Source organism: Petrimonas sp. (assembly GCF_963921705.1).
Taxonomy (GTDB): Bacteria; Bacteroidota; Bacteroidia; order Bacteroidales; family Dysgonomonadaceae; genus Petrimonas; species Petrimonas sulfuriphila.
This window is the reverse complement of the sequence record NZ_OY997410.1, coordinates 752,035-778,540: the sequence shown is the minus strand read 5'-3', so window position 1 is coordinate 778,540 and position 26,506 is coordinate 752,035. Positions and strand designations below refer to the sequence as shown.

The window sequence follows — 26,506 nt, the reverse complement described above, 5'->3', positions numbered from 1 at the left end:
AAATCGTTCGAACATAAACCCTGGAAATTTCGTTATAAGACGGACAGATCTTGCTGTGCCGGTAGTTACCGGAAAATTAAAATTTTAAAGCGCAATTTCACTGTGCGACAATCGATCACAGATACGGAACTTACTCTCGAAACAAAAAAAATAAGCGTTCTGGTATGGGAATATTCTATTCCCGCCATCATCGGCACCCTTGTAAATTCGCTCTACAACATCGTTGACCGAATTTTTATAGGCCAAGGGGTTGGAGCGTATGCTATTTCGGGACTGGCCATCACTTTCCCGGTTACCATACTTGCCTCTTCGCTCGGGATGTTGGTTGGTGTAGGTGCCGCAAGCCGGATTTCTATCAGTTTGGGCGAAAGGAAGAAACATACGGCAGAACAAATCCTCGGCAACTCCCTGATACTTATACTTTTGTTCAACGCAGTGATCATGACGCTTTTCTACGTTTATCTCGATCCTATCCTTCTCGCTTTCGGAGCTACCGCAAACACACTGCCCTACGCACGGGAATATTTACAAATCGTTCTTATCGGAAATGTCTTTATCAGTCTCTGTTACAGCTTTAATAACATGATGCGGGCCTCGGGATATCCCAAAAAAGCGATGATAACGATGTTAATCGGAGCTCTGTTGAACATCATCCTCGACCCGGTGTTTATTTTCGTTTTTGATCTCGGTATTGCCGGAGTGGCTTGGGCCACGGTTATTTCCATGTTTGTAGGAATGTTATTTGTGATGCATCATTTCATACAGGACAGCAGTCTTATACGCTTGCGGAAAGAGAATATCCGGCTAAATAAAAATATCGTCCTGGCTATCGTATCTATCGGTCTTTCTCCCTTTTTTATGCAGGTAGCAGCATCAGGAGTAGCCGTTTTGTTAAACACCTCACTGTTGAAACACGGAGGCGATTTAGCCGTAGGTGCCTATGGAATACTTAACTCCATGTTGTTGATCATAATTATGACTGTAGTGGGGTTAAACCAGGGTACGCAGCCGATTATCGGGTATAACTACGGTGCAGGGAACTTTTTGCGGGTCAAAGACACTTTTTTCTATACCGTAAAAGTGGCGACTATTATCACGAGTGCCGGATTTATTATCGGCATGTTCTTCCCCCGTCAATTTGCCAGTGCGTTCACCGGTGACCAGGAATTGCTTGAAATTGCTGAAAACGGTATCCGGCTTAGCTTGATTGCTTTTCCCTTAGTGGGTTTTCAAGTTGTTGCAGGGAATTTCTTTCAAAGTATCGGGCAAGCGAAAAAAGCCATTATACAAAGTTTGAGCCGGCAGATTATCTTTCTGGTCCCCGGGTTATTGATCTTCCCTGCGTTGCTTGGGTTAAACGGCGTTTGGATCGCTATGCCGGTTTCAGACTTCCTGGCATCGCTCCTGTCCCTCTATTTACTGGTGGGACAAATAAGAATTATTCGTAACATGCAAGAGAATCAACCCTTGTACCGCTGAGCCATCGTTATGTAAATAGCCCGATAAAAATTCGGAAAATTCATCCTTTTTGAGTAGTTTTGTCCCTCCAAAACGATAAACAATAATTAAATAAATTATACACAATGAAGAGAGTAGTATTAATTCGTCACGGCGAAAGCGTGTGGAACAAGGAGAACCGTTTTACGGGATGGACCGATGTGGATTTAACTGAAAAAGGTGTTGAAGAAGCACACAAAGCAGGGAAATTATTGAAAAAAGAGGGTTTTCATTTTGAAAAGGCTTACACCTCTTACCTGAAAAGAGCTGTTAAAACTCTCAACGTCGTCCTGGATGAAATGGATTTGGACTGGATTCCCGTAGAAAAAACATGGCGCCTCAATGAAAAGCACTACGGCATGCTGCAGGGACTAAATAAATCTGAAACAGCCGAGAAGTACGGCGATGAACAAGTACTTATCTGGCGCAGAAGCTACGATATTCCTCCAACAGAACTGGCCAAGGACGATCCCCGTTCTCCCTTTATGGATGTCCGCTACAAGGGGGTTGACGAAAAGGACTTACCACTTACCGAAGCGTTGAGCCACACAGTAGATCGCATTCTTCCTTACTGGAACGATACAGTTGTTCCCGAAATGAAAGAAAAATACAACGAAGTGATTATTGCCGCTCACGGAAACAGTTTACGTGGAATTATCAAACACCTGAAAGGTATTTCTGATGAAGATATCGTTAGCTTAAACCTGCCAACAGCTGTTCCCTACGTGTTCGAATTTGACGACAACATGAATCTGGTGAAAGATTATTTCCTGGGCGATCCGGAAGAAATCAAGAAACTAATGGATGCCGTGGCTAATCAAGCCAAGAAGAAATGAATAAAAAAAGTCAGGGTGCTCAGAACAGGCACCCTGACTTTTATTTTAATACATTCAAATTACTTAGATCAGTTCTTTTAATTTTTCAATCGAGAGGTCTATCGCCAAAATAACTCCGTTTTCATCGATCAAGTAATTTTTGAAACCATGCCTCAACCTGAATTCTTTATAAATCGCTGAGCTGGCTCCTGTTTCATCGCAAAACTGCGAATTTAAATCAATCTTGTCCAAGAGCGCCGTTCTTTCAGAGACGTTCCGGTTCTCGTCAAACGAGATCGATAGAAACGTAACGTCAGGGGCTGCTTCTTTTAAATAATTATACAGCTGAACGTTGCTGGCTCTTGATTGGGCATCGTAAGCCGCCCAAAAGCTTAATACTACTTTTCTGCCTTTATATTCGCTTAAGTCGAGATGTTGTCCTTCCAATCCACTGAGAACAATATTTGGAATCTGTTCGCCGGGATAATAACCTGTGGAAGTTTTTTCGGTTTTGATTGAGCTCGACATAAAGAAAAGCGAAACAATTGCTACAAGACAAAAGTTCACATACTTCATAAAAAATGTTTTAATTAATACTCAAACTTACTTGTGCTTCACGCATTTAACTAAGTTTATTTACTGTTGACTTTTCGCTAAAAGTCATCATTTCCAGGGACAAAATTACGTCCGTTTTTATTAAAAAAAAACTTTTACGCCAAAAACTTTGTTTCCAAGTGTTAAAATCAACTTAAATAAACATACGATAACCTATCTATCAGGGATATACAAACAATCACCCCGAATCGTATTGAGGTAAATTTCCACACCCAGTAACGAACATCAACAAAGTACCAAAAAACAGGAACGATCCCTTTCAATTAAAAAATAATTATACCTTTGTTCCAATTGTTAAGTAGCGGCTATAAGTGCATAAAAAAAGCAAAACATTTCTTCATGCAAATAAAAAATTCACTTTACAAGAGAACAACCCCTTATATCGTAGTAGCTTTTCTGATTGGTTTATCTGCTTGTGTTGGCAATCAAAAAAGTAAGAACGCCACTGAGACTATACCCCAACGTGTTGATTCCGGCTGGGTTCAGTTGTTTGATGGCAAATCACTGGATGGCTGGCAAATTACCAACTTTGGTACGCAAGGCACGGTTCAGGTTATTGAAGGTGAAATTGTGCTTGGAATGGGAGATGGCTGTACAGGTATTACCTGGAATGGGAATTTCCCAAAAACAGATTACGAAGTGAAGCTGGAAGCTAAAAAAATAACCGGTAACGATTTTTTTTGCGGAATGACTTTCCCTGTGAAAGATTCGTTTTGCACTTTGATCATAGGAGGATGGGGCGGTCCGGTGGTGGGTCTTAGCAACATCGACGGATCAGACGCATCGGACAACGAAAGTCACACTTTGAAAAAATTCGACCACGATACCTGGTACGCCATTCACTTAAAAGTATCCTCCGAAAAGATTGAAGCATGGATTGATGGGGAACAAGTCGTAGATTTTTCTACCTCGGGAAAGCAACTTTCCGTCCGCAGTGAAGTAAGCCTTTCAAAGCCCTTTGGCATTTGTTCGTGGAGGACAACCTCAGCTTTGCGAAATATTCACTTGAAAGAGTAAGTAAGTATTAGCTACTTTTAACAGTCACTTTTTATCATCAACCCCAATTGTCTGAAGAACAAAGCTTGGTAAAACTCAACTACCACTACAGATCTAGCTGCAGTGCAAAATATTGTTCCATATGCATAGAACCGATACCGGATGGCTCCAAAACTTGGTTCTATTTACTTATAATCGAGTTGATAAACTTGTTTTGTATTTCCTCCGGTGTTTGGATTTCACAATGGTAAGTCCGATATTTATTTGAAAATTATGGTATTTTTGTTTTTTATTCGAACGAAACATCACTTAATTTAACTTTCCATGAGTCAAACAAAATTAATCAGCTCATTTCTAAACAGATACAAACCTCTACGCAATTGAATATTTATTCGATAACAGAAAAAGATGGACAACAGAAAGTACAACAGACGCAATTTCTTAAAAATCTCCGGATTGACAACAATGGGAAGCCTACTGACCCATCGATTGCCGACAAACAATAAGCATATTTATTCCGTTTTGAACCAAGGAACAATACCCGCGGACACACCACAAAACAGGATCGCTGAAATCGTGGAAACAAAGCTTGTCTCCAAAGAGTCCGGAAAGTACCTGATTATTGGTCAGTCAATTGACGAAAACGGCCATCCAAAAGCAACCCAACCTTTTATCGAACCTAACCGCTGCCTCGGCTGGCCTTCGATCACAAAAACCGATAAGGGAAAATCAAGGAGAACCTACCTCTGTCTTCACAACACACTGGAAATTAAAACAAGGTAATTCATAAAATAAAATAATATGTCAAACATTGGATTGATCATTGAAGAACGGGCGGCCAGTATCGGTAACTTTATGGTAGGACGTCTTCTGCCTTTCCGACAGAAAAGGACGGTAGGCCCTTTCGCATTTATCGACCATATGGGGCCTGCCACGATGCAGTCCGGAGAGAACCTGGATGTACCGCCACATCCCCATATCGGCCTTTCCACCCTCACCTACCTGCTCGACGGGGCAATCATGCACCGTGACAGCATCGGCAATGAGGTGGAGATTACACCCGGGGCTGTGAACTGGATGACAGCCGGTAGAGGAGTGGTCCACTCGGAGCGAACACCCGAGCGACAGCGCGACACCAAAAAAGTGCTCCACGGTATGCAAATATGGGTGGCACTCCCCACAGCACTGGAGGAGACAGAATCTTCATTCTTCCACATCCCCGCTGAAGAGATACCCGCCTGGGAAATGCACGGGATACAAACTAAGTTGATCGCCGGTGAAGTGTTCGGGAAGAAATCACCGGTACCGGTCTACAGCCCTCTATACCTGATCGAGCTGAAAAGCGACAAGCCGCAGATGTTCAATCCGGACGGTGAACTGTATGGGGAGAGCGGACTCTATATCCTGAAAGGGAAGGTGCGAATTGAAAACTACAGTCTTGGGCCCGGAAAGTTGCTGATTGCACAAAACAGCCGTCTCTGCGCGTTCGAGATGGGCCCTGACACCAGGGTCTACCTCTTTGGCGGCGAACCTTTTCCAGAACGGCGTTATATAGACTGGAACTTCGTCTCTTCGAGAAGGGAGAGACTTCTACAGGCAAAAGAGGATTGGGTTAACCGTCGCTTCCCGAAAGTGCCGGGAGAGTCAGAATTTGTGCCTTATCCGGAATTTAAATAGAGAAAATTGATGAAAACACTGTTAATCGGTGCCACGGGTGCTACGGGCAGCGACCTGCTGCAGCTGTTGCTGAACGACGGCGAGATAGAGAGCGTAGAGATTTTCGTCAGGAGAGACCCGCAGATACGACACGCTAAACTGACAGTAAACCGGATCGATTTTGAAAGGCCGGAGCAATGGGCCCACCGGGTGAAGGGGGATATCCTCTTCTCCTGCCTGGGGACCACCCTGAAAGACGCCGGCAGTAAGGCAGCGCAATGGAAGGTGGATTTCGATTACCAGTACCGGTTTGCTAAAGTTGCCAAAGAAAACGGAATGAAATGCTTTGTCCTGGTCTCATCGATGAACGCCTCCTCGAGATCACCGTTCTTTTATGCCCGGATGAAAGGAAAACTGGAGGAAGCAGTGCGGAAACTGGAATTCCCAAAACTATTGATATTTCGGCCTCCATCACTGATACGCAAACAGAGCAATCGGACGTTGGAGCTGGCCGGGGTGAAAGCGATTCGTTTCTTCAACCGGCTGGGACTCTTCCCCTCGCTGCGACCGCTACCGACAGACCAGCTGGCCAAAGAAATGCTCCGTGCTGCCAAGGAGAGTGTCGTCGGATGATTCAGACAAAATAAAAATTTATAGTATTTTTATGTATAAAAAGTTCATATTTTGCTGGCAATTAAGTCTTGTTGTTGCCAACGCCCTAATTATTGGGTTACTCATTTCTTGCTTATCCATTAGAGATGCAAACAGATTATCCGATTATTCTCCTAATACAGTATTAAAACTACCTCCCTCAAGCAATAATCCCCGGAACAGTGAAGGCGATTTTATAACTCTTAAAGACGGCAGGGTTTTGTTTGTGTACAGCCACTACACCAGTGGATCCGGAGGAGATCATGATCCGGCCTTTCTGGCGGGCCGATATTCTGCAGATGGAGGAAGAACCTGGACTACTGAAGATGAAACCATCATTGAGAATGAAGGAGGGATGAATGTGATGTCAGTTTCGTTGCTTCGTTTACAAAACGGGAACATAGCCCTCTTTTACTTGAAGAAAAACTCAACGGAAGACTGTATTCCCATGATGCGAATTTCTAGAGATGAAGCCAAATCCTGGAGTGATGCCGTACCCTGCATCACTGATAAAAAAGGTTATTTTGTCCTCAATAACGACAGGGTCATCCAATTACAAGATGGGCGATTATTGATGGCTGTTGCATTACATCAAATTCCTGGAGGGAAATGGGAGAACCAAGCTGATTTATATTGTTACTTTTCGGATGATAATGGACAAACCTGGCAATCTAGCTCCCAAGTTCCTAATAATACCGACATTATCACTCAAGAACCCGGATTAATCGAGATGAAGGACGGTAGAATAATGATGTATATTCGCGCAAGTGGAGGGTTTCAGCGGTTGTCTTATTCATCGGACAGGGGGCAAACCTGGAGCCACATTGAAGCCAGTAATATACCGTCTCCCTTATCACCAGCGACTATCGAAAGGATTCCTGGTACTGGCGACTGGTTGCTGGTATGGAACAACAACGATGGCTCGAATCTTGAAATCAAGGATAAAAGGACACCGATAACGATTGCCGTTTCCAAAGATGAAGGAAGGACATGGGAGAAAATCAAAAATATTCATGCTGATCCAGACGGATGGTATTGCTATATAGCAATTCACTTTGTAGATAATAAAAATATTTTACTGAGTTATTGTGCTGGAAGCCAATCTCAGAAAACACACTTGGCTGTCACAGAAAATACGTTATTGCATATAAAATGGTTGTATGAATAATTTTTATAACGGAGCTTGGGAATAGCATCATTAATTTCAGTAGAGACCTATTCAATAGAAATATAACGACTTTTTATACCTTCGGAAGTTATTGTGATTATTCTCATCCCCGGCTCCGCATTACCCAAAGGTTTTCCAACGGCATTGGTGGTAATCATTGAAATGCCGTTGTGCGATGCTTCGGCATTATTATGCAAATGTCCGGCAAAAATAGCATCCACACCATACCTTTCGAATAATTGAAAGTATCTATCCCTCACCTCTACGCTTTGATTTGAATAAGTTTCTTTTTCATTAAAGTCGTAAAGAAAGAAGGGATAATGTGTAAATAAGACAATACTGCCCGATTTTTTTGCTTTGCGCAGTTGGTTTCTCAACCACCGGAATTGTTTTTTCTCCTCTTTCTTGTTTTTATTCGACTTAACAATGACCGAGTTAAGACCAATAAAAGCCAAATTTTTATGCTTAAATGAAAAACGGTCGGTTCCCCTGCCGTAGTTAGAAAAATAGAAATTAAAGTCATTCTTTGTGGGTGATTGCCCCAAATCGTGATTACCCGGACTTAGGTAAACCGGAACGTTCTGATGGATGAGAGACGTAATTCTCTTAAATTCTCCAATTTGCAAAATATTTTTTGAGTCGTTAACAAAATCGCCGGTAATAACAACAAAATCAGGCTTCAATTCATTGATTCGTCGAACTGCTTTTGTGTAAAGTTCAGTCTCTTTTTCAAAACCTGTGTTATTCTCAAAAAATCCAAACTGTGTGTCGGTAATTTGCACGATCACCGTGGAGTCTGACTGTGCAAAAGAGTGGGTACAAGACAAGATCAGCATTCCGACAAAGCTGACCAGTAGACGAAAATGTTGTTTTGAGGAAGTCATAAAAATGGGAGTTTTCATTAATTAACGCTTATTCAACAATTATTTGAGATGATCGGATATACAAATCCTTTCATAAGGTGCCGAACTTATTGCCGGATAATATTCGAAAAATATTTCATCGCTATCCTCCAGCCATATCCGGTATGAACTTTAGCAGCGGCTGTTCACTTGTGTATACTCTTTTACTTGCCGTACATCATCAGGCTTTGTTTTTAGCCAATCCATATCGTGATCTTCGATGAGGTCGTAATGAATATCTCTCAAAACGATAAAACTTTTTTCCTGAGTAACAGCAATTAGAGAAAAGAATAACAATGCAGCAAGCAAGGAAATCTTCTTCATAAAACGAATTATTTAATATTTATTGGGATTCTTCTGCATTTATACCATTATAAACATGGCAACAGTTCATATTGTTGTAAAAAAAAGTAAAACTATTTGTTACTTCACTCCTGCCTCACATCCCGGAAATGCAATAATTGTTGGTAAGTTCAATTGAATGCTTACCGTATCCCAACATGTTTATGTGAAAATTCAAGTAAATTCTTGAAGAAATGGACAAAGCGAATTAATAACTTGAGATTTATTTTAATTCAATTTTTAATTATCTTTGAAAATCAGTTTCAACTCTAAAGACAACTAAAGCATTCGCTTTATAATTACACAAATTTTGTACTGGGCTCCATTTATTAATACCCGCCCTTTATTTTTGTATTTATCAAACATGAAGAAAACTCAAACATGAATACTAAATCATTAATTCTTCCTTTACTGTTCTCGTGCGTTGCCGTCTTTTCTCAATCCGGGAAAATTGAACCTCTAAAAGCCACTTCGCGGACCGACAATATCAGCGCTGCATGGACCGATCGCGTATTGTTTTCAGGTAAAGCGTCTAAACCGGAAGGGCGCAATGTTCTCTGGTACCGTGAACCGGCCAAAGTATGGGAAGAAGCTTTACCGTTAGGCAACGGACGTTTAGGAGCGATGGTCTTTGGAGGCGTGGCTGATGAAAGAATTCAACTTAATGAAAGTTCTTTGTGGGACGGTTACTCACTCGACCCCAATAATCCCGAAGGAGTAAGGGCTTTACCTGAAGTTCAACGGCTTATTTTCGAGAACAAAAACAACGAAGCCGTACAACTGGCCGAAAAAAAAATGATGGGCATCCCGAAAGGTGTGAGACCCTACCAGTCATTGGGCGAATTATGGTTTGACACTCCTCATGAGCGGGCAGACAACTACCTTCGCAGCCTCGATTTAACAACAGCCATCGCCACAATAAAATACACGTTTGAAGGCAAAGAGTATGTCCGCGAAAACTTCGTGTCGGCAGCAGATGGGGTTATGGTAGTCCGTTTCACCTCGATAAACGGTGGAAAAATAAACGCATCATTTACCTTGCGTCGTCAGCAGGATGCAGAATGCAAAAAGCATTCGTCGGAATCGAACACATTGCTTTTAAAAGGCCGGCTTCCTATAAAAGATACAAAAGGAAATACACGCGGAATAAGTTTTGCAGCACAGGTAAAAGCCATTACCGATGGAGGAACAATCGGCTTCAACGGCAACATCATGTCGGTAGCTGAAGCCAACTCATTGACACTTTATGTTGCAGGCGCTACCGATTATCCGGGGTTAGACAATCTCGGGCAGACCTCCCTCCCGGGTAATCCCGAGCAGACCTGCCTCGAAGCGATCAACAAAGCTTCCGCTAAACCCTACGAGATGTTGAGGTCGGCTCACATAGCTGACCATCAGGCTTATTTCAACCGGGTTGCCCTCGACCTCGGCCCGGAATCGGCCCTTCCAACCGACGAACAACTAAAGGAAGCGAAGAGGACAGGACAACCCAACTCCAACCTGGTGGAAACCTATTTCCAGTTTGGCCGTTACCTGCTTATCGCCAGTTCACGGCCGGGAACCATGCCTGCAAACCTACAGGGACTGTGGGCATGGCAAATGAATCCACCCTGGAATGCCGATTATCACACCAACATAAATCTACAGATGAATTATTGGCCTGCTGAAATAACCAATCTGGCGGAAATGCACCTCCCCTTATTTGATCTTTGCGAAGCCCTTGTTCCATTTGGCCGGCGCAGCGCCAAAGTAATTTACGGAGCCAGGGGCTGGGTAGTACATCACCTTACCGATGCGTGGGGATTTTCTGCCCCGGCCGACGGGCCACAAGGCGTGTGGCCGATGGGTGCCGCCTGGCTGGCACAACATCCCTGGGAACATTACTGCCACACACTCGATAGAAGTTTTCTTGCAAAACGGGGTTATCCACTGATGAAGGGCGCAGCAGAGTTCATTCTCGACTTTTTGGTAACCGCTCCCGAAGGTACGGCTTTCGCCGGAAAACTGGTAACAAACCCTTCCTATTCTCCTGAAAACGCTTTTATATTACCCAACGGTGAACGTGCAGTTTTTACCTATGGCGCCACCATGGATCTGCAAATCATTCATGATTTGCTTACAAATTGCATTGAAGCAAGTAAAATACTGGGTGTAGATAAAAATTTCCGCAGCCGGTGTACGCAAGCATTGAAACAGCTGGCCCCAACACGTATCAGTAAAGAAACCGGACGTATAATGGAATGGGCGGAAGACTATAAAGAAGTAGAACCGCATCACCGCCATACATCACACTTATTTGCATTGCATCCCGGGAACCAGATTTCAGTCACCGGAACGCCCGACCTGGCCGAGGCTGCGCGCAAAACGCTTATTGCCCGTGGCGACAACGGAACCGGGTGGAGCCTCGCCTGGAAAATAAACATGTGGAACCGGCTTCATGACGGAAATCATGCTTACAAGCTATTGTCGGTATTGTTGGGTTCCAAAACCCTCCCGAACCTGTTCGACACACATCCTCCGTTCCAAATCGATGGGAATTTCGGTGCCACCGCCGCCATTGCAGAGATGTTGATTCAAAGCCATGTCCGCACCCCAGACGGAGGATTCGAATTGCACCTTCTCCCATCGCTCCCGTCGGCAATACCTGAAGGCTCTGTAAAAGGGCTGCGGGCACGCGGCGGTTTTGAGGTGGATATCGACTGGAAAGCCGGTAAACTTAACCACGTCAGCGTTCGCTCCGATAAAGGGGAAAAGTTGCACTTACGCTACGGGGGAAAAATCCTGACACTTGAAACCCAAAAAGGCCAGCAGTTTTTCCTGGATGAGGAGTTAAAAGTAAAGAAGAGAAAACGGGATTCTGATCAATTATTGCCAATGACAAACGAAACATCAATCAGCTTTTGAAATTTCCGTCAATCGTAAAAATGAAAGGTCCTGTCGTCGCTCATGGCGACAAATATTTTTCCGAAAAAAGATTCTCCGAAACTTAGGCAGAAACATCGTGGCATCGATGATTAAATATCGCTGCGGGAGTTCTTCTGACTTTTGTTCAGGTTGGCCCACTGTTCGTAGGTAAGCCGACGTTGCCTTATGCCTTCTTTAGCCTTATCGAAATTACAACTGCCTCAGTTATTGATTGGTTAGTGTTACGGTGGGAAAATGAGGATACAGCATAATAAAATCCTCCCCCTTATAATCAACAAAAATAAAGGGGAGGATTGTTTTAATCTTTGTAGCCCGGCCGGGAATCGAACCCGGATCTAAAGTTTAGGAAACTTCTATTCTATCCATTGAACTACCGCGCCAAATACACTGCAAAAGTAATGTTTTTTCCGATATTCTCAAACATCCGGACATATTTGCTCAAATCAATTAGCCCCCCAAACAATTTTTCATTTAAACTGTTTAGAGTGTAAACAATTTATTTCAACCCATAATTTTTCATTCATGAGCCATATTGCAATACTTTACGGCACTTCCGGCGGTAACACTGAATCCGTGGCTAAAAGCATCCGGAACCTTTTCGACGATAATGCCGACCTTTACAACGTCGATACGATTAAGATTGACGACATAAAACCTTATAAATACCTGATCCTGGGCACTTCAACTACAGGAATTGGCGATTTGCAGGACGACTGGGACAGTTTTCTTCCCGTTTTTTCGAAAGCCGACCTATCGGATAAAACCGTTGCAATCTTTACGCTGGGTGACAGCGCCTCGTTTTCGAGCAGTTTTGCCGAGGCAATGAAAGTAATTTACGATGCCATAAAGGATAAAACAAAGGTGGTTGGCTTCGTCGACGATGAGGGATACACCTACGATGACTCTACCGCTGTTGTAGACGGACGTTGGGTAGGCCTTCCCATTGATGAGGACAATGAATACGATCAAACCGACGCCCGGCTTAAGGCTTGGGTAGAGGAATTAAAAAAAGAGTTTATTTGATCAAACTGTCTTAAGGATACGGACAGGGCTGAGTTGTACAGGCGATTCAGTCCTGTTTCTTTTATGGGGTTTCCCTTGTTCAAGTTGAAGTTTTATCGTAATTTCGTTGCCAAAAATAAATTTTATGCAACGTTTCTTTTACTACAGGCCCTTTGTATTTATTACTTTGCTTACGCTCAGTCTATCGAGCTTCTCTCAGAAAAAACAACTCGATCACTCCGTTTACGACAACTGGAAAAGCCTCCAGGAAATTTCCATCAGTAATGACGGCAGGTTTATCAACGCCGTTATCAGCCCGCAGGAAGGCGACAGCACACTTTATATCTATGATTCAAAGAAAGAAAAAGAGTTACTAATTCATCGGGTAAACAAATATACGCTGTCGCCCGACGGACGATACACGGTCGCTTTGTTGAAAGCCCCTTTTTCAGAAATTCGTCAGGCAAAGATCAAGAAAAAGAAAGCCGATGATTTTCCCAAGGACTCGTTGGTTATTGTCGATAATGAAGCATTTACGCTTTACAAAATAGCCGATGTAAAATCTTATGCCACATCTACAGAGATGGCTGGACACATTGCCTATAAAAAAGCCGCACCGAAAGATACGGCAAAAAACAAACCAAACAAACCGGCAGACCTGCTAATTATCCGAAACCTAAACACCTCTGCGGAAGATACCGTTAAGAACTCCAAAGAGTTTGCTTTTAACAAGTTCGGAAATTCACTGGCCGTCTCAGTGGAGCCCGAAAAAAAAGATTCCACCGATACGCACAGGGTACTTTTTTTCGATTTAAAAAACGGGAACAAAAAGCAGATCTCCGGCGAAAAAATGGAATACAGATCCTTTTCCTTCGACGAGCCAGGAAACCAACTAGTCTATTTAGCCACAAAGGACACCTCCAAAATTGAACAAAAAGTATTCGACGTGAGGTATTTCAAAAACACCATGGATTCGGCCGTTGTGATTGCTTCCAAAACGTCAAGGGGGTTGCCGGAAAACTGGATCTTCAATGAAAACTCAAAGCCTTCTTTCAGTAAAAACGGGCAACGGATCCTTGTTGGCGCTGCTCCAAGACAAACGCCCAAAGATACTACCCTTGTTGACTTCGAAACAGCAGCCCTTGATATTTGGCACTGGAAGGATCCGGTTGTACAGCCACAACAACTCTCCCAGCTGAAAAACGAATTGCGCAGGACCTATACCGGCATTATCGACCCCAATCGTCCACGCGAGTTCATTTCTGTTGCCAACGAGCAAATGCCAAACGCATCGTTCTCCGACGAGGGAAACGGACGGTTTGTCCTGCTCACTTCCGGCTTACCGTACGAAATTGAAAGCCAATGGGACATTTCCTCCAAAATGGATACTTGGATTTACGATACGCAATCCAATCAATTGACCGTAATTGCCCAACCTGTTTCGGGAAGGCCACAGATTTCACCCTCGGGTAATTTCACCTACTGGTGGAATGCTTCGGAAAAACAGTGGTTTGCTTTCGACAACAAAACCGGAAAAACCATCGGCTTGACACAAGAAATTCCGGTCAACTTCTGGAATGAGAAAAATGATACACCAAGCGAACCGGGTGCATACGGAATTGCAGCATGGGGAGAGGGGGACAAATTCGTACTTATGTACGATGCCTTCGACATCTGGAAATTAGATCCTTCCGGAAAACAGAAACCGGTGAACATCACCAACAATGCCGGAAGGACTGATTCCATTACTTTCCGGTACATCAACACCGATCCAGATAAACGTTTCGTCGAAAACAAAGATGTGTTGCTCTTATCGGCGTTCGACAACATAAGTAAGGAGGCCGGTTTCTACACGCTAAGACTACAAGGTCGAAATCCACTGTTAAAGAGGGAACTGGATAAATATGGATACACTTCTGTTAAGAAGGCAAAAAACACCGACCTGTTTGTGTTTCAAAAAAGCAATTTCAATACGTCGCCCGATTTGTATATCACCCAGGATTTCTGGCAATCGGCAAAAAAACTCACCGACATAAATCCTCAGATGAAAGAGTATAACTGGGGTACGACAGAACTAATCAGGTGGACTGCTTTCGATGGAAAGCAGTCGCAGGGAATTTTGTATAAACCCGAGAATTTTGACCCTTCCAAAAAATATCCGGTAATGATCTATTTCTATGAAAAACATTCCGATGAACTTTATCGCTATTTTGCGCCCGCCCCAAGCCGGTCTGTTATCAACATACCGTTCTTCGTCAGTCGCGGCTACATCGTTTTCACTCCCGACATCCATTACGGAGTGGGACAACCCGGCCCTGACGCATACAACTACGTTGTTTCGGGAGCGCAGGCATTGGCAAAAAACCAATGGGTAGATTCGGAAAACATGGCCATACAGGGACAAAGCTGGGGAGGCTACCAGGTGGCCTATCTCATCACCCAGACAAACATGTTTAAAGCTGCAGGAGCCGGAGCACCCGTATCAAACATGACGAGCGCCTACGGCGGAATCCGATGGGAAACGGGTCGCAGCCGCCAGTTCCAGTACGAGCAGACACAATCGAGGATTGGAGCCACAATGAGCGATTCCCTGCAACTGTATATTGAAAACTCCCCCGTGTTCTTTGCCAATAAGGTAAACACGCCACTGCTCATTATGCACAACGATAACGACGGCGCAGTGCCCTGGTATCAGGGAATTGAATATTTCATGTCACTGCGACGCCTGGGCAAACCGGTTTGGATGCTCCAATACAACAAGGAAGCCCATAACCTGAACCAGCGTCGTAACGCAAAAGACCTTTCCATCCGGCTCCAACAATTTTTCGACCACTACCTGAAAGGAGCTCCCGCTCCTGTTTGGATGACACGTGGGTTGCCGGCTACTGAAAAAGGAAAATCGTGGGGGTATGATCTAGAGGCCGGACAACCCGGGAATTGAGCGGCAGGAAGATGGAGAAAAGTAGTCCATGACAAGTGAAGTAGAAGAACTTATCGCGTTGAAAAACGGTTCGCATAAAGCTTTCGAAGCTATTTACAACAGATATGCGGGAAAGCTTTACAACTTCATCATGACCATCTCTCATGGCGACAAGTACATGTCAGAAGAAGTCATCCAATCTGCTTTCGTTCGTTTATGGGAAACAAAAGAAAGAATAGATCCTGAAAAGTCAATATTGTTCTACTTGTCCACCATCTCGAGAAATCTATTGTTCAACAGATATCAACGTCAAACGATCGAATTTTTGTATCAAAAATTAATGATCAATGAGCAGAAGCCGTATCACCGACAAACAGAAAATGAGATAGACCGGAAGTGGCTCGAGAGCTTTGTGGATGAACTTATTGACCAGCTTCCGCCTGCGAGGAAAAAGATCTTTATATTACGCAAGAAGGAAGACCTTTCCACAAGGGAAATTGCTGAAGCAATGAACATATCCGTCAGTACGGTTGAAACGCAATTATCGCTCGCGATGAAGTTCATGAAAGCCGAATTCGCTAAAAATTACGACAAACTGTTTCTGGCGGTGTTCTTTTTGTTAATTTAATGTAATGTAAAAATTTGATTAGCGGAAAAGCAGTACCCGATTGTATCATAACAGAGAGGCTAAATAAAAAATGACCGATAAAAACTACATGGTATTGTTCGAGAAATATCTCCGGGGTGAGTCCACCGCCGAAGAGACAGAAGCATTAATCGACCTCATCGGCTCCGAAGATAAATTCAAGGAGATGTTGGAGGTCGAACTGATGAATGCAGATCCAACCATTGACGAAACGATCAAGAAAAGAATTTTCGGAAAGATCCGCCTAGAAACGACGCGAGAAAAAAGCTATTTGTCGGTTAACTGGCGAAAAGCCATGCAATGGGCAGCTATTTTTTTACTACCGGTTCTTTCAGCCTTCACCGTCTACTACTTTACTCAACGTCCGCAAAGGAATCTCCAACCCACTGTGATCACAGCACAAAAAGGGGAAAAAGCTGAAGTTGTTTTACCCGATGGAAGCAACGTCTGGATCAATTCAGGCTCCACCCTCACCTACGACAGGCATTTCAACGGAAAAGAACGCTCCGTATACTTGCAGGGAGAGGCTTACTTTGAAGTCACGGAAAACAAAAAACGCCCCTTTATCGTCCATACAAAACACATTACCGTACAAGCACTGGGAACTTCTTTCAATGTACGTTCTTACGAAACCGACTCCCTGGCTTCAGCTGTCTTGCTGGAAGGAAAAGTAAAGGTCTCCGCATCGGGGCATGAGACAATTTTATCCGTTAATGAACGAGCCACATTCGACAAGAGAAAACAGACCCTGTTGGCAGACCGGGTGGAAGCCCTCAACTTCATTGAGTGGAAAAACGGAAACATTTATTTCAGCAACCAAACGTATGATGAGATTGCCCGGGCTTTATCGCGCATCTATAACGTGGAAATTCAGTTTGCTTCTGAACAGCTTCGCCCTATGCGATTTTCAGGAACACTTGGAAGCAGCGGCATTAAGAATGCACTGGATATCTTGTCCATGACCTCTCCCATGTACTACGAAATGAAAGACACCACAATCATTCTGCATCACAAAGCCGAAATGGTTAAATAACATTAAAATATCAACCTGCGTTAGAGTAAAGAACCGACTCAACTGTATTCTGTTTATAGGAGTTCCCTTTATGTGGAACTTATTATTTATTGCGTAGAATTTTTTAATATTAACTCAATTATTTGTCTATGAATCAGAATCTATTACGAAGGAAAGGCAAAACTTTATGTTCAGCAAAGTTTCTTGTCGCATTTATTTTCATGTTGTTTTTCTTACCTTCTTTCTCGCAGATTACTGTAAACGTACAGAACAAAACCCTGCGTCAGGCCTTGAAAGAAATTGAGAAAGTAAGCAATTACCGGTTCTTCTACAACGAATCACTGGCCATCCTGGATAAAAACAGTTCTATCCAGCTAACGAACTCCAGTATCGATAAAGCCATGCAAACCTTGCTGGCCGGTACAGATGTTGCGTATGAAAAAAACAACAACATTGTTGTTTTGGTTGATAAGGGGACTGTGGGTCTGCAACCGGGAGAAACTCAACAGGATAAAGTAACGGTACGGGGCCGTGTACTTGATGAAGCCGGGGTTCCCATAATAGGGGCAAACGTGATAGAAGAAGGAATAGCCGGAAACGGTACGGTCACCGATTACAACGGTAATTTCATATTGACTGTTTCGTCAAAAGCAAAAATCAAGATCACCTACCTCGGATACGGAGACGTTGTATTGAATACAGCTGGAGGCACCTCCTTCAATGTTGTTATGCAGGAAGACACACGGACTCTTAACGAGGTGGTTGTCACCGCACTGGGCATAAAAAGAGAAGAAAAAGCTTTGGGGTACTCGGTACAGGCAGTGGAAGGCGATGGGCTACAAACCGTAAAAGGGGTGGATATGGGTACCTCCCTGACTGGAAAAATTGCAGGACTGCTGGTGCGAAACAGCACGGAATTTTCGGATGCTCCTTCTATCCAAATCCGCGGAGAAGACCCGCTGCTGGTCATTGATGGAGTTCCATACGCCAACATGACCTTACGGGATGTTCCTTCTGACGATATCGAGAGCATTAGTGTATTGAAAGGAGCTACAGCCTCGGCTCTTTACGGATACCGGGGAGGGAGTGGAGCCATCATGGTAACCACAAAAAAAGGGCTCGCCAACAAAGGGCTATCCGTTTCGGTAAACTCGGGGACCATGTTCTCTGCCGGATACTTGGCCATTCCTGAACTGCAATCAGATTTTGGACGTGTCGTTAGAAAAAATGCCGACGGAGCCCTCGAATATGTTCGTTCCGGAGACGGATCCTGGGGTGTACCACTGGACGGCCGGGAAATAATTCAGTGGGATCCAATAAGCAAAATGATGAAGCCCATGCCCTATTTACCTGTTGGAAAAGATAATTTTCAAAATTTCCTGGAACAAGGCTATATTTTAAACAATAACGTTAATCTGGCCCAGCAAGGAGAATTCGGAAGTTTCCGGACATCGCTCACATGGGTGAACAACAAAGGACAATACCCCAACTCTACGTTCGACAAATTAACCTTCAGCCTTGGAGGAGACATGAAAATCGATAAGTTCCTCCTTACAGCGTCGATGGCATACAATAAACAAGCATCCCCCAACAAGGGGTTCAGCGGTTATACCGGTTATGACCCGATGTACAACCTGTTAATCTGGTCAGCTCCCGATTACGACATCAGGGACTATAAAGATTACTGGTTAATCAAAAACGAAGTGCAAAATAGCAGTTATACCTCAACCAACAACAATCCCTACTTCGACAGATACGAAAGAACGCACAGCATCAACCGCGATATCTTTAACGGATCGGTATCGTTGGATTATGATTTTACTTCGTGGTTGAAAGGAACTGTCAGAAGTGGATTTGACATTTACAGCGACAGGCAGGATATAACGGTTTCCAAAGGTTCGTTCCAGGGTGCAGGCAGTGCTACCGTTTTAGCCGGAGGAACACAGGTCTGGGGGGAATCGCAACGAGGTTCCTACAACATTGGCCTTGGCAGAGGGTACAGCCTGAACAACGACTTGCTGTTATCCGCCGACAAATCATTTGGAGATGTCCGCATGGAAAGTTTTATCGGAGGAACTATTTATTACACACAAAATGACGGGATGGAAGCACGCACACAAGGCGGACTCACCATACCGGCTTTCTATTCGCTAAAGGCATCCGTGAATCCGGCAGCCGTAAGCTCCGTGATGTATAAACAACAGGTCAACAGTTTATACGGACGGCTCGCCTTATCGTGGAAAAGCCTACTTTACGGAGAAGCAACGCTGCGTAACGACTGGAGCTCCACGCTTTCGGAAACGACCCGCTCCTATCTCTATCCTTCACTCTCGGGAAGCTTTATCGTTTCGGAATTGCTGCCCAAGTACAATTGGTTATCGCTATGGAAGTTGAGAGGTTCATGGACAGCGTCTAAAACCCCTGCCGGTGTTTACAGCATAAATTCGGTGTATAACATCACCTCCAATGCTTGGGGAAATTTAAGTTCCGCAGCTTATCCTTCGGCAATCCGGGGTACCGACGTGCTGCCCGAATCTGCTTCCACTTTTGAAATAGGAACGGCAGTAAATGTCCTGAAAAACAGGGCATCCATCGATGTGGCTTTCTACCAGAAACGCATGTACGACTTTTTACGATGGGCACCCATCAGCCCTGCTTCGGGCTTTACATCCAACTACATCAATATCGATGAGGAGATAACAAGAAAAGGGGTTGAAGTTACCTTAAACGCTACTCCCGTAGTAACCCGGGACTGGCAATGGGATGTATCCTTGAACTGGTCAAAATATGCCCGTTACTATACGCAGCTGGATTCGGTTTATTCAACAGACAGGCCCTGGGTGAAAGTTGGCGAAAGAGCCGATCATTATGTTCTCAACGATTACCAGAAAGACCCGCAGGGCAACATTATCCACAATAACGGACTGCCACTTTATTCGAGTTACCAATCGCTGTTTGGATATTATGATCCGGACTGGTTGTGGGGTATCTCTTCCTCCCTGAAGTACAAAGATTTCACGTTCGGCATCTCACTGGACGGACGGGTAGGCGGTATCGCACAGACTACTACAGAAATGTATATGTGGAGAGCCGGATCCCATCCCCAATCAGTCGTAGCGGAACGCTTTCTCGACGCTAATCAACCCGGAACAAAAAATTACGTTGGACAGGGAGTTAAGGTTGTATCGGGGTCGGCAACATACGACACTTACGGCAACATAACAAGCGATAACAGGACGTATGCTCCAAACGATGTAGCCGTAACCTATCAAACTTACATCAACAACCTGCACAGGGGAACAGCGTGGGGAGGGTCACCCTCAACCCTGGATGCATATTCGACAACGTTCTTTAAAATCAGGGAGGTATCGCTTTCCTATACGCTTCCCAAGTCGGTGGTTGAAAAATTCAGGGCTAACAATGCTACCCTTTCGGCTGTAGGCCAGAACGTTTTCCTGTGGGCAAAACAATTCAAGTATTCCGATCCCGACGGAGGTTCGGACAATTTTAGCGATCCCTCCATCCGTTATTTGGGTTTCAACCTGAGGGTTGTTTTCTAAGCAGGTCATTTATATAAACAATTCCTTGTAAAGGAAGTATTGAACAAGCATGTAAATCAATTACAACTCAGGAAATGATAGAGGCAAGTTCTGTACAACTTTAAAGAAAAAAATAAAATATAATCGTATGAAAAAAAATTATTCCAACATAAGGAAATTCACGGTATTCGTCTTATCTGCTTTTACGTTATTGAGTTGCAATAACTTCGAGGAGATTAACACAAATCCCGACGACACCACCAGCGTAAGCGCCTCATTGCTGGCTACCAACGTTATCCTTCGCGTGACTAAGTTTGCCGGAAGAGACGGAAAATCGCTCATCGCAGATAATGCACTGCCCAAATACGTCGGGTATGCCAATGAAGGCCAGATGGACCAGCAATACAACAAAATAGGAAGCAGCGATTTCGGTGGAATGACCATTCTCCCGAATATTGAAAAGATGATTGAATACGCGGAAGGCAGCGTCATGGAAGACTCATACAGGGGCTTGGGAGCGTATGCGAAGGCGTACACTTTTTTCCGGCTTACGATGGAAATGGGCGACATACCCTACAGTGAAGCCGGGAAAGGGGCGCAGGGAGTGTATAAAGTGAAATACGATACGCAGGAATCGGTCTTAAAAGGTATCTTGGACGAACTGCAAGCTGCTGACCAATATTTTGCGAAGGGCAGAACCTTCGAAGGAGATCCTACACCCTACAAAGGTGACCCGGTGAAATGGAGAAAAGCGGTAAATTCTTTCGCACTAAAAGTACTGATGACCATAGGCAAGAAAGAATCCGTAGGAGGTATAAACGTAAAATCACGATTTGCCGAAATAGTATCGGCCGGAAACATACTTGATGGTTCTACCGGATTTCTCGGACTGGAATACTCATCGCAAAACAAACATCCGCTTTCCGGTACAAACGATTTATTTACCAGCAGAACGGTCATCAGCTCCCTGTTGATCGATAACCTGAAAAAGCTGAACGACCGCCGCATCTATTATTTTGCAGAGCCGGCAGGCGCACAAATTGCTGCGGGAAAAACAAAATCAGACCTCGAAGCGTACGTTGGAGTAGATGTAGAGATTGAATACGCAGTTATGAATTCAGGTCACAGCAATAACCTGTACTCATTGCTGAACAAAAGGTACTTACAGGAAGAGGCAACAGAGCCGTTGCGGATTGTGAGCCACGCAGAACAGCAGCTCATTCTGGCTGAAGCCGTCCTGAAAGGATGGATTTCCGGTGATGCGAAAAGCTATTATGAATCGGGTGTAAAATCTGCCTTGGCGGATGTTATGAAAGTGAACAAGAACTATGCACAGGACATGCCGATAGATCAGGCTTACATTGACGGTTACTTTACCGGGGAAGCTGCGTTTAAAACCACCCTCCAGGAGCAATTACAGCAAATCTGGATGCAACGTTACATCTTGCAGTTTATGCAGGATGCCGAAACAAGCTTCTTCGAATACAGGAGGAATGGATACCCTGTTTTTCCGATAAATGCCGCCACCAGCCTAAACGAGAACAACAAGAACGGTCTTCCAATGCGGTGGTTGTACCCCGGATCTGAAACCACCTACAACAGGGAAAACCTGATTGAGGCGTTAAACCGTCAGTACGACGGATACGATGAAATCAATAAGATCATGTGGATTTTAAAATAACATTCAATCAGATGACCAACAAAACGATTCTACTTATTTTTCTTTCCGGAATATTTTTCTTCGCCTGCCAAAGCAGCAAACAAGAAAAGCAGCCTGAACAGTTTGAAACAATGAGCACTCAAACCGGAAATTGGCAACTTATATGGAACGATGAGTTCGATTATAACGGATTGCCCGACTCCGCGAAATGGAGTTACGATACTGACGGTAATACCTGGGGATGGGGCAACAACGAAGCACAACATTACACGGCAAACGACACTGCCAACGCACACGTAAAAGACGGGCTGCTGACCATCACCGCGAAAATCGATAGTGCAGGAGGTAAAAGATATACTTCTGCCAGACTGATAACCAAGGGCAAGGGCGATTGGCTTTACGGCAGATTCGAAATAAAAGCAAAGCTTCCAACAGGATTGGGTACCTGGCCAGCCATCTGGATGCTACCTACCGACTGGGAATATGGCGGATGGCCGGATAGTGGAGAGATTGACATTATGGAAAACGTCGGCTACGATCCGGATACCATAGTAGGGTCAGCTCACACTAAAAGTTACAACCATGTGCTTGGAACGCATAAAAATGGCAAGATTTATGTCCCTGACTCCTATACAGGATTCCATGTATATACCCTCGAATGGGAAGAAAAAGAATACCGTGTGTACGTGGATGACCAGCATTATTTTACATTCGTAAATGAGGGTACCAGTTTTGCCGAATGGCCTTTCGACAAAAGGTTTCACCTCCTGCTGAACCTGGCTGTTGGTGGAAACTGGGGCGGACAAAAGGGTATTGATGATTCACTCTTTCCACATCACTTTTATATTGATTACGTAAGGGTTTATCAAAAGGCAGAGTAAAAGCCACTGAATTATCGCATTTAAGAAAAGAGCGGGAGACTTACAACGTTTATCCCGCTCTTCCTTTTTCAGTAAGATATAAAATTGTTACATTTTTGTTAAGTTTTTGATTTCAAGCATAAATTGCTCTTGATTTTTAAATCACAAAGAAAATCTTTCATTAATTTTGTGCACAAAATAAAAGGAAGAATTGAGGTTTTGCTTCAACAAGTGGCCAAAATAAAAATTTTATGGATCCCATTTACCTAATTATCGTAATCATATTGCTGGGTTTAGCAATACTCGATTTAAGTGTCGGCGTAGCCAATGATGCCGTGAATTTTCTCAATTCAAGTATCGGCTCAAAAGTTGCCCCCCTGTGGGTAATCCTTACAGTAGCATCCGTTGGCGTATTGCTTGGGACCTTGTTTTCCAGCGGAATGATGGAGATTGCCCGAAGTGGAGTCTTCCATCCGGAAATGTTTTCGTTTCCCAACATAATGGTGTTGTTTCTCGCCGTTATGCTTACGGATGTTATTCTTCTCGATGTTTTCAACTCGCTGGGCCTACCCACCTCTACCACGGTTTCGTTGGTATTCGAATTGCTGGGTTCAGCCGTGGCGGTAGCAATCTTCAGCATCTGGCAGGCAAATGCGGGCGATTTAATTGAATACATCAACACCGGCAAGGCGTTGGCCATTATCTCCGGTATTTTTGTCTCTGTAGCCGTTGCTTTCATCGTGGGTAGCTCGGTGATGTATATTACCCGGATTATTTTCTCTTTTAAATACAAAAGAACATTTAAATTTTTCGGAGCGCTTTGGGGTGGATTTGCCTTAACTGCGATGACCTACTTCATCGTATTCAAGGGATTAAAGAACAGTCCGATTGTGGCCACCGATTTCCTTAATTTAGTCGAATCCAACATGCTGAGGTCCCTGTTGGTTACTTTTGCCGGATGGTCGGTATTTATGGCGTTGTTGCAGTTCTTATTCAGGGTTAACATACTTAAAATAATCGTACTAACTGGAACCATGGCGTTAGCGCTTGCTTTCGCCAGCAACGACCTGGTAAACTTCATCGGTGTACCTCTTGCCGGATTGGATGCATTCAAAAATGCAAGTGCCACGTTAGCTTCAGGTAGTTCGATAGATACGTTATACATGGATGCCCTGAACGGTCCTGTGAAAGCAGACATTAGAATGCTTCTCGCAGCGGGCATAGTGATGGTTCTGGCCTTGTGGTTCTCCAAAAAAGCTAAAACAGTAACGGAGACCGAAGTGAATCTGGCACGTCAGGGTAGCGGACTGGAAAGGTTCTCGTCCACTCCTTTATCAAGATCGATTGTCCGTTGGGGCGTGGACACCAATCGCTTTCTCAATAAACTGACGCCTTCTTCTTTCAGGGAAAAACTCAACAATCGCTTTGTTATTCCCGAACAAATAGAAGAACAGGGGGTCTCTTTCGACCTGATCCGCGCTTCTGTAAATTTAACCATTGCAGCCCTGCTGATCTCTCTCGGCACCTCCCTGAAGTTGCCCCTGTCTACCACTTACGTGACTTTTATGGTAGCGATGGGTACTTCGCTCGCAGACAGGGCTTGGGGACGTGAAAGTGCGGTGTACAGGATTACAGGTGTACTAACCGTGATTGGCGGATGGTTTATCACAGCCATCGTGGCTTTTACCGTGGCTATGGTGGTGGCCATGTTCCTAGCCTGGGGCGGGAAGATTGCCATCTTTATCGCATTGGCCCTGGTTGGTTTTATATTGTTCAAATCTTCCAAGTTTCACCAAAAAAGGAAACTGGCTGAAAAAGCAAACGCTACATTGATTGAGGATGAAAGAGGGATAGTGAAAACTTCAACGACCGAAGTAAGGGAGGTCATCGGGAAAATGCTGGACATTTATCACCAGAACGTGAAGGGACTAACCAAGGAAAGCCGCTCCTTGTTGAGGGAGATTGCTTCCAAGGCGGATGAGTTATACCTGAACTACAAAAATAAAAGGACATACGAAGTTGTACCAACTATCCAGTCCATTACATTGAAAGAGTTGGACATAGAACAGGAATATGTTCAGATTGTGGACTACACATACGAAATAACCAAGGCATTAAGAGTAATTACTTCCGACAGTTCACTGTACATCGAGAACAACCACAAAGGATTTAACGATGAGCAGGAAGAGGATCTGGAAGACTTGAGTAAAAAAGTGACCAACATGTACAAAACGTTTATTGATATGATGGAGAGAAACGATTACTCCGGTTTTGCTACGATAATCAATATCAGGGACGAGATAATAGAACAATGCGCCAAGCTTACCAAAAAACAGATACGAAGGGTAAAAGACAAAGAATCAGGTACAAGAAACAGTATTTTGTTTATGAACATCCTCAATGAGACCAAGACCATCGTCCTTCAATCGGTTAACCTGATGAAATCTCAACGAAACATGATACTGACCGTAAAAAAAATATCTGAAGAGGAAACCGAAAAGAAGAACTAGCCCTCCCCGCGTTGCCGCATGGCTTCAAACGTGAGCACGGCAGTGGAGACCGAGACATTCAGCGAATCAATTTTTCCCCGCATCGGGATTTTGATTCGCTTTGTTGCATTTTTGAGCCAGAAGCCGGTCAGGCCTTCAGCTTCCGTGCCCATCACAATCGCAGACGGCATACGGAAATCAATGTCCTGGTAGAACTCGGCAGCCTGCAATTCGGCGGCATAGGATGAGATGTTGTTGGCTTTCAGCCACGCTGCCGCATCGGCTGATGAGCAAACGGCCGTTTGCACCGTAAAAATTCCGCCAACACTGGAACGAACCACATTGGGATTGTATAAGTCGGTCTGCGGGTCACACACAACCACAGCATCCACGGCTGCAGCATCGGCAGTACGCAGAATCGCCCCCAGATTTCCAGGTTTCTCCACTGCCTCCAAAACAATTACAAACGGATTTCCAGAGAGTTTTATGTATTCAAGTGTATGTAGCTTGGGTTTTGCAATCGCCACAACGCCGTCAGAGTTTTCCCGGTAGGCAATCTTGCCAAAAACCTCCGGTGAAATATCCAAAACATTTTTCTCCTCCATGCTGTCTAAAACACCGGGATACTTGGTTTTTTCAAACATTTCCCAACAAACGTATACCGATTCAACGATATAATCGCTTTGTAAAGCCAGTGACAACTCCCGGGCACCCTCAATTACAAAAAGCTGCTGCTCTTTGCGTTCCCTGCTTTTTGCAAGTTTTACAATGTTTTTTACCGACGGATTTTGAAGGCTTGTAATAAGCATAT

20 protein-coding genes and 1 tRNA gene are annotated in these 26,506 nt (G+C 44.1%); 16 read left to right on the top strand and 5 right to left on the bottom strand.

Annotated elements, in window-relative coordinates; translation table 11 throughout:
• Positions 1-102: 102 nt before the first annotated feature.
• Both AACM02_RS03270 and gpmA read left to right on the top strand, forming a co-directional pair.
• Positions 103-1,479, top strand: coding sequence for an MATE family efflux transporter (locus tag AACM02_RS03270; protein WP_332455962.1), 1,377 nt, complete (start codon positions 103-105; stop codon positions 1,477-1,479).
• Between the two features lie 104 nt (positions 1,480-1,583).
• On the top strand, positions 1,584-2,333 hold the full coding sequence (gene gpmA, locus AACM02_RS03265; protein WP_214063322.1) for a 2,3-diphosphoglycerate-dependent phosphoglycerate mutase: 750 nt from the start codon (positions 1,584-1,586) through the stop codon (positions 2,331-2,333).
• Between the two features lie 63 nt (positions 2,334-2,396).
• Here gpmA and AACM02_RS03260 read toward each other — a convergent pair whose 3' ends face one another.
• A complete protein-coding gene (locus AACM02_RS03260) occupies positions 2,397-2,888 on the bottom strand; it encodes a peroxiredoxin (protein ID WP_332455961.1) in 492 nt (163 codons plus the stop codon).
• A gap of 378 nt (positions 2,889-3,266) precedes the next feature.
• Between AACM02_RS03260 and AACM02_RS03255 the strand changes: the two genes are divergently transcribed.
• The 5 genes from AACM02_RS03255 to AACM02_RS03235 all read left to right on the top strand — a co-directional run bounded on the left by AACM02_RS03255 (position 3,267) and on the right by AACM02_RS03235 (position 7,398).
• Positions 3,267-3,944 (top strand): DUF1080 domain-containing protein, encoded by a 678-nt coding sequence (locus AACM02_RS03255; protein ID WP_332455960.1) that lies wholly within the window; start codon positions 3,267-3,269, stop codon positions 3,942-3,944.
• A 387-nt stretch (positions 3,945-4,331) separates the two neighbouring features.
• A complete protein-coding gene (locus AACM02_RS03250; RefSeq protein ID WP_339116060.1) occupies positions 4,332-4,706 on the top strand; it encodes a hypothetical protein in 375 nt (124 codons plus the stop codon).
• An 18-nt stretch (positions 4,707-4,724) separates the two neighbouring features.
• Positions 4,725-5,600, top strand: a complete 876-nt coding sequence (locus AACM02_RS03245; RefSeq protein WP_339116059.1) for a pirin family protein — start codon at positions 4,725-4,727, stop codon at positions 5,598-5,600.
• 9 nt (positions 5,601-5,609) lie between these two features.
• The gene (locus AACM02_RS03240; RefSeq protein WP_214063327.1) at positions 5,610-6,212 is read left to right on the top strand and encodes an NAD(P)H-binding protein; all 603 of its coding nucleotides are present in this window, start codon (positions 5,610-5,612) and stop codon (positions 6,210-6,212) included.
• Positions 6,184-7,398, top strand: a complete 1,215-nt coding sequence (locus AACM02_RS03235; protein WP_339116058.1) for a sialidase family protein — start codon at positions 6,184-6,186, stop codon at positions 7,396-7,398. Before AACM02_RS03240 ends, AACM02_RS03235 begins: the two co-directional genes overlap by 29 nt.
• A 47-nt stretch (positions 7,399-7,445) precedes the next feature.
• Here the strand turns inward: AACM02_RS03235 and AACM02_RS03230 are convergent, their stop codons facing one another.
• The gene (locus AACM02_RS03230) at positions 7,446-8,282 is read right to left on the bottom strand and encodes a metallophosphoesterase (RefSeq protein ID WP_286848812.1); all 837 of its coding nucleotides are present in this window, start codon (positions 8,280-8,282) and stop codon (positions 7,446-7,448) included.
• Between the two features lie 150 nt (positions 8,283-8,432).
• Positions 8,433-8,624, bottom strand: a complete 192-nt coding sequence (locus tag AACM02_RS03225; RefSeq protein WP_286848814.1) for a hypothetical protein — start codon at positions 8,622-8,624, stop codon at positions 8,433-8,435.
• A 399-nt stretch (positions 8,625-9,023) separates the two neighbouring features.
• Here AACM02_RS03225 and AACM02_RS03220 point away from each other — a divergent pair, with 399 nt between their 5' ends.
• The gene (locus tag AACM02_RS03220; protein WP_339116057.1) at positions 9,024-11,546 is read left to right on the top strand and encodes a glycoside hydrolase family 95 protein; all 2,523 of its coding nucleotides are present in this window, start codon (positions 9,024-9,026) and stop codon (positions 11,544-11,546) included.
• 329 nt (positions 11,547-11,875) lie between these two features.
• On the opposite strand, the gene AACM02_RS03215 is transcribed toward AACM02_RS03220, so the two are convergent.
• Positions 11,876-11,947, bottom strand: a tRNA-Arg gene (locus AACM02_RS03215).
• Positions 11,948-12,089: 142 nt separating this feature from the next.
• On the opposite strand from AACM02_RS03215, the gene AACM02_RS03210 reads away from it, so the two are divergent.
• The 8 genes from AACM02_RS03210 to AACM02_RS03175 all read left to right on the top strand — a co-directional run bounded on the left by AACM02_RS03210 (position 12,090) and on the right by AACM02_RS03175 (position 25,716).
• The gene (locus AACM02_RS03210) at positions 12,090-12,590 is read left to right on the top strand and encodes a flavodoxin (RefSeq protein ID WP_332455943.1); all 501 of its coding nucleotides are present in this window, start codon (positions 12,090-12,092) and stop codon (positions 12,588-12,590) included.
• A 124-nt stretch (positions 12,591-12,714) separates the two neighbouring features.
• Complete coding sequence (locus AACM02_RS03205) at positions 12,715-15,510, top strand: prolyl oligopeptidase family serine peptidase (protein WP_339116056.1); 2,796 nt, start codon at positions 12,715-12,717, stop codon at positions 15,508-15,510.
• 28 nt (positions 15,511-15,538) lie between these two features.
• Entirely contained in the window at positions 15,539-16,117 is a 579-nt protein-coding gene (locus AACM02_RS03200; RefSeq protein ID WP_321716214.1) for an RNA polymerase sigma-70 factor, read from the top strand.
• 70 nt (positions 16,118-16,187) lie between these two features.
• Positions 16,188-17,168 (top strand): FecR family protein, encoded by a 981-nt coding sequence (locus tag AACM02_RS03195; RefSeq protein WP_286848878.1) that lies wholly within the window; start codon positions 16,188-16,190, stop codon positions 17,166-17,168.
• 128 nt (positions 17,169-17,296) lie between these two features.
• Entirely contained in the window at positions 17,297-20,707 is a 3,411-nt protein-coding gene (locus AACM02_RS03190) for a SusC/RagA family TonB-linked outer membrane protein (protein ID WP_339116055.1), read from the top strand.
• A gap of 127 nt (positions 20,708-20,834) precedes the next feature.
• Complete coding sequence (locus AACM02_RS03185; protein WP_286848869.1) at positions 20,835-22,367, top strand: SusD/RagB family nutrient-binding outer membrane lipoprotein; 1,533 nt, start codon at positions 20,835-20,837, stop codon at positions 22,365-22,367.
• Positions 22,368-22,477: 110 nt separating this feature from the next.
• Positions 22,478-23,227 carry a glycoside hydrolase family 16 protein gene (locus tag AACM02_RS03180; protein ID WP_339117420.1) on the top strand — a complete coding sequence of 250 codons (750 nt, stop codon included), beginning with the start codon at positions 22,478-22,480 and terminating at the stop codon, positions 23,225-23,227.
• A 230-nt stretch (positions 23,228-23,457) separates the two neighbouring features.
• Complete coding sequence (locus tag AACM02_RS03175) at positions 23,458-25,716, top strand: inorganic phosphate transporter (protein WP_332455938.1); 2,259 nt, start codon at positions 23,458-23,460, stop codon at positions 25,714-25,716.
• Here AACM02_RS03175 and AACM02_RS03170 read toward each other — a convergent pair.
• Positions 25,713-26,504 carry an RNA methyltransferase gene (locus AACM02_RS03170; RefSeq protein ID WP_339116054.1) on the bottom strand — a complete coding sequence of 264 codons (792 nt, stop codon included), beginning with the start codon at positions 26,502-26,504 and terminating at the stop codon, positions 25,713-25,715. The two genes, AACM02_RS03175 and AACM02_RS03170, sit on opposite strands and share 4 nt — an antisense overlap.
• Positions 26,505-26,506 lie beyond the last annotated feature (2 nt).

Coding starts and splice junctions, on each gene's coding strand:
- gpmA (WP_214063322.1), top strand. CDS start 1,584: ATGAAGAGAGTAGTATTAATTCGTCACGGCGAAAGCGTGTGGAACAAG.
- AACM02_RS03260 (WP_332455961.1), bottom strand. CDS start 2,888: ATGAAGTATGTGAACTTTTGTCTTGTAGCAATTGTTTCGCTTTTCTTT.
- AACM02_RS03255 (WP_332455960.1), top strand. CDS start 3,267: ATGCAAATAAAAAATTCACTTTACAAGAGAACAACCCCTTATATCGTA.
- AACM02_RS03250 (WP_339116060.1), top strand. CDS start 4,332: ATGGACAACAGAAAGTACAACAGACGCAATTTCTTAAAAATCTCCGGA.
- AACM02_RS03245 (WP_339116059.1), top strand. CDS start 4,725: ATGTCAAACATTGGATTGATCATTGAAGAACGGGCGGCCAGTATCGGT.
- AACM02_RS03240 (WP_214063327.1), top strand. CDS start 5,610: ATGAAAACACTGTTAATCGGTGCCACGGGTGCTACGGGCAGCGACCTG.
- AACM02_RS03230 (WP_286848812.1), bottom strand. CDS start 8,282: ATGACTTCCTCAAAACAACATTTTCGTCTACTGGTCAGCTTTGTCGGA.
- AACM02_RS03225 (WP_286848814.1), bottom strand. CDS start 8,624: ATGAAGAAGATTTCCTTGCTTGCTGCATTGTTATTCTTTTCTCTAATT.
- AACM02_RS03220 (WP_339116057.1), top strand. CDS start 9,024: ATGAATACTAAATCATTAATTCTTCCTTTACTGTTCTCGTGCGTTGCC.
- AACM02_RS03210 (WP_332455943.1), top strand. CDS start 12,090: ATGAGCCATATTGCAATACTTTACGGCACTTCCGGCGGTAACACTGAA.
- AACM02_RS03205 (WP_339116056.1), top strand. CDS start 12,715: ATGCAACGTTTCTTTTACTACAGGCCCTTTGTATTTATTACTTTGCTT.
- AACM02_RS03200 (WP_321716214.1), top strand. CDS start 15,539: ATGACAAGTGAAGTAGAAGAACTTATCGCGTTGAAAAACGGTTCGCAT.
- AACM02_RS03195 (WP_286848878.1), top strand. CDS start 16,188: ATGACCGATAAAAACTACATGGTATTGTTCGAGAAATATCTCCGGGGT.
- AACM02_RS03190 (WP_339116055.1), top strand. CDS start 17,297: ATGAATCAGAATCTATTACGAAGGAAAGGCAAAACTTTATGTTCAGCA.
- AACM02_RS03185 (WP_286848869.1), top strand. CDS start 20,835: ATGAAAAAAAATTATTCCAACATAAGGAAATTCACGGTATTCGTCTTA.
- AACM02_RS03180 (WP_339117420.1), top strand. CDS start 22,478: ATGAGCACTCAAACCGGAAATTGGCAACTTATATGGAACGATGAGTTC.
- AACM02_RS03175 (WP_332455938.1), top strand. CDS start 23,458: ATGGATCCCATTTACCTAATTATCGTAATCATATTGCTGGGTTTAGCA.
- AACM02_RS03170 (WP_339116054.1), bottom strand. CDS start 26,504: ATGCTTATTACAAGCCTTCAAAATCCGTCGGTAAAAAACATTGTAAAA.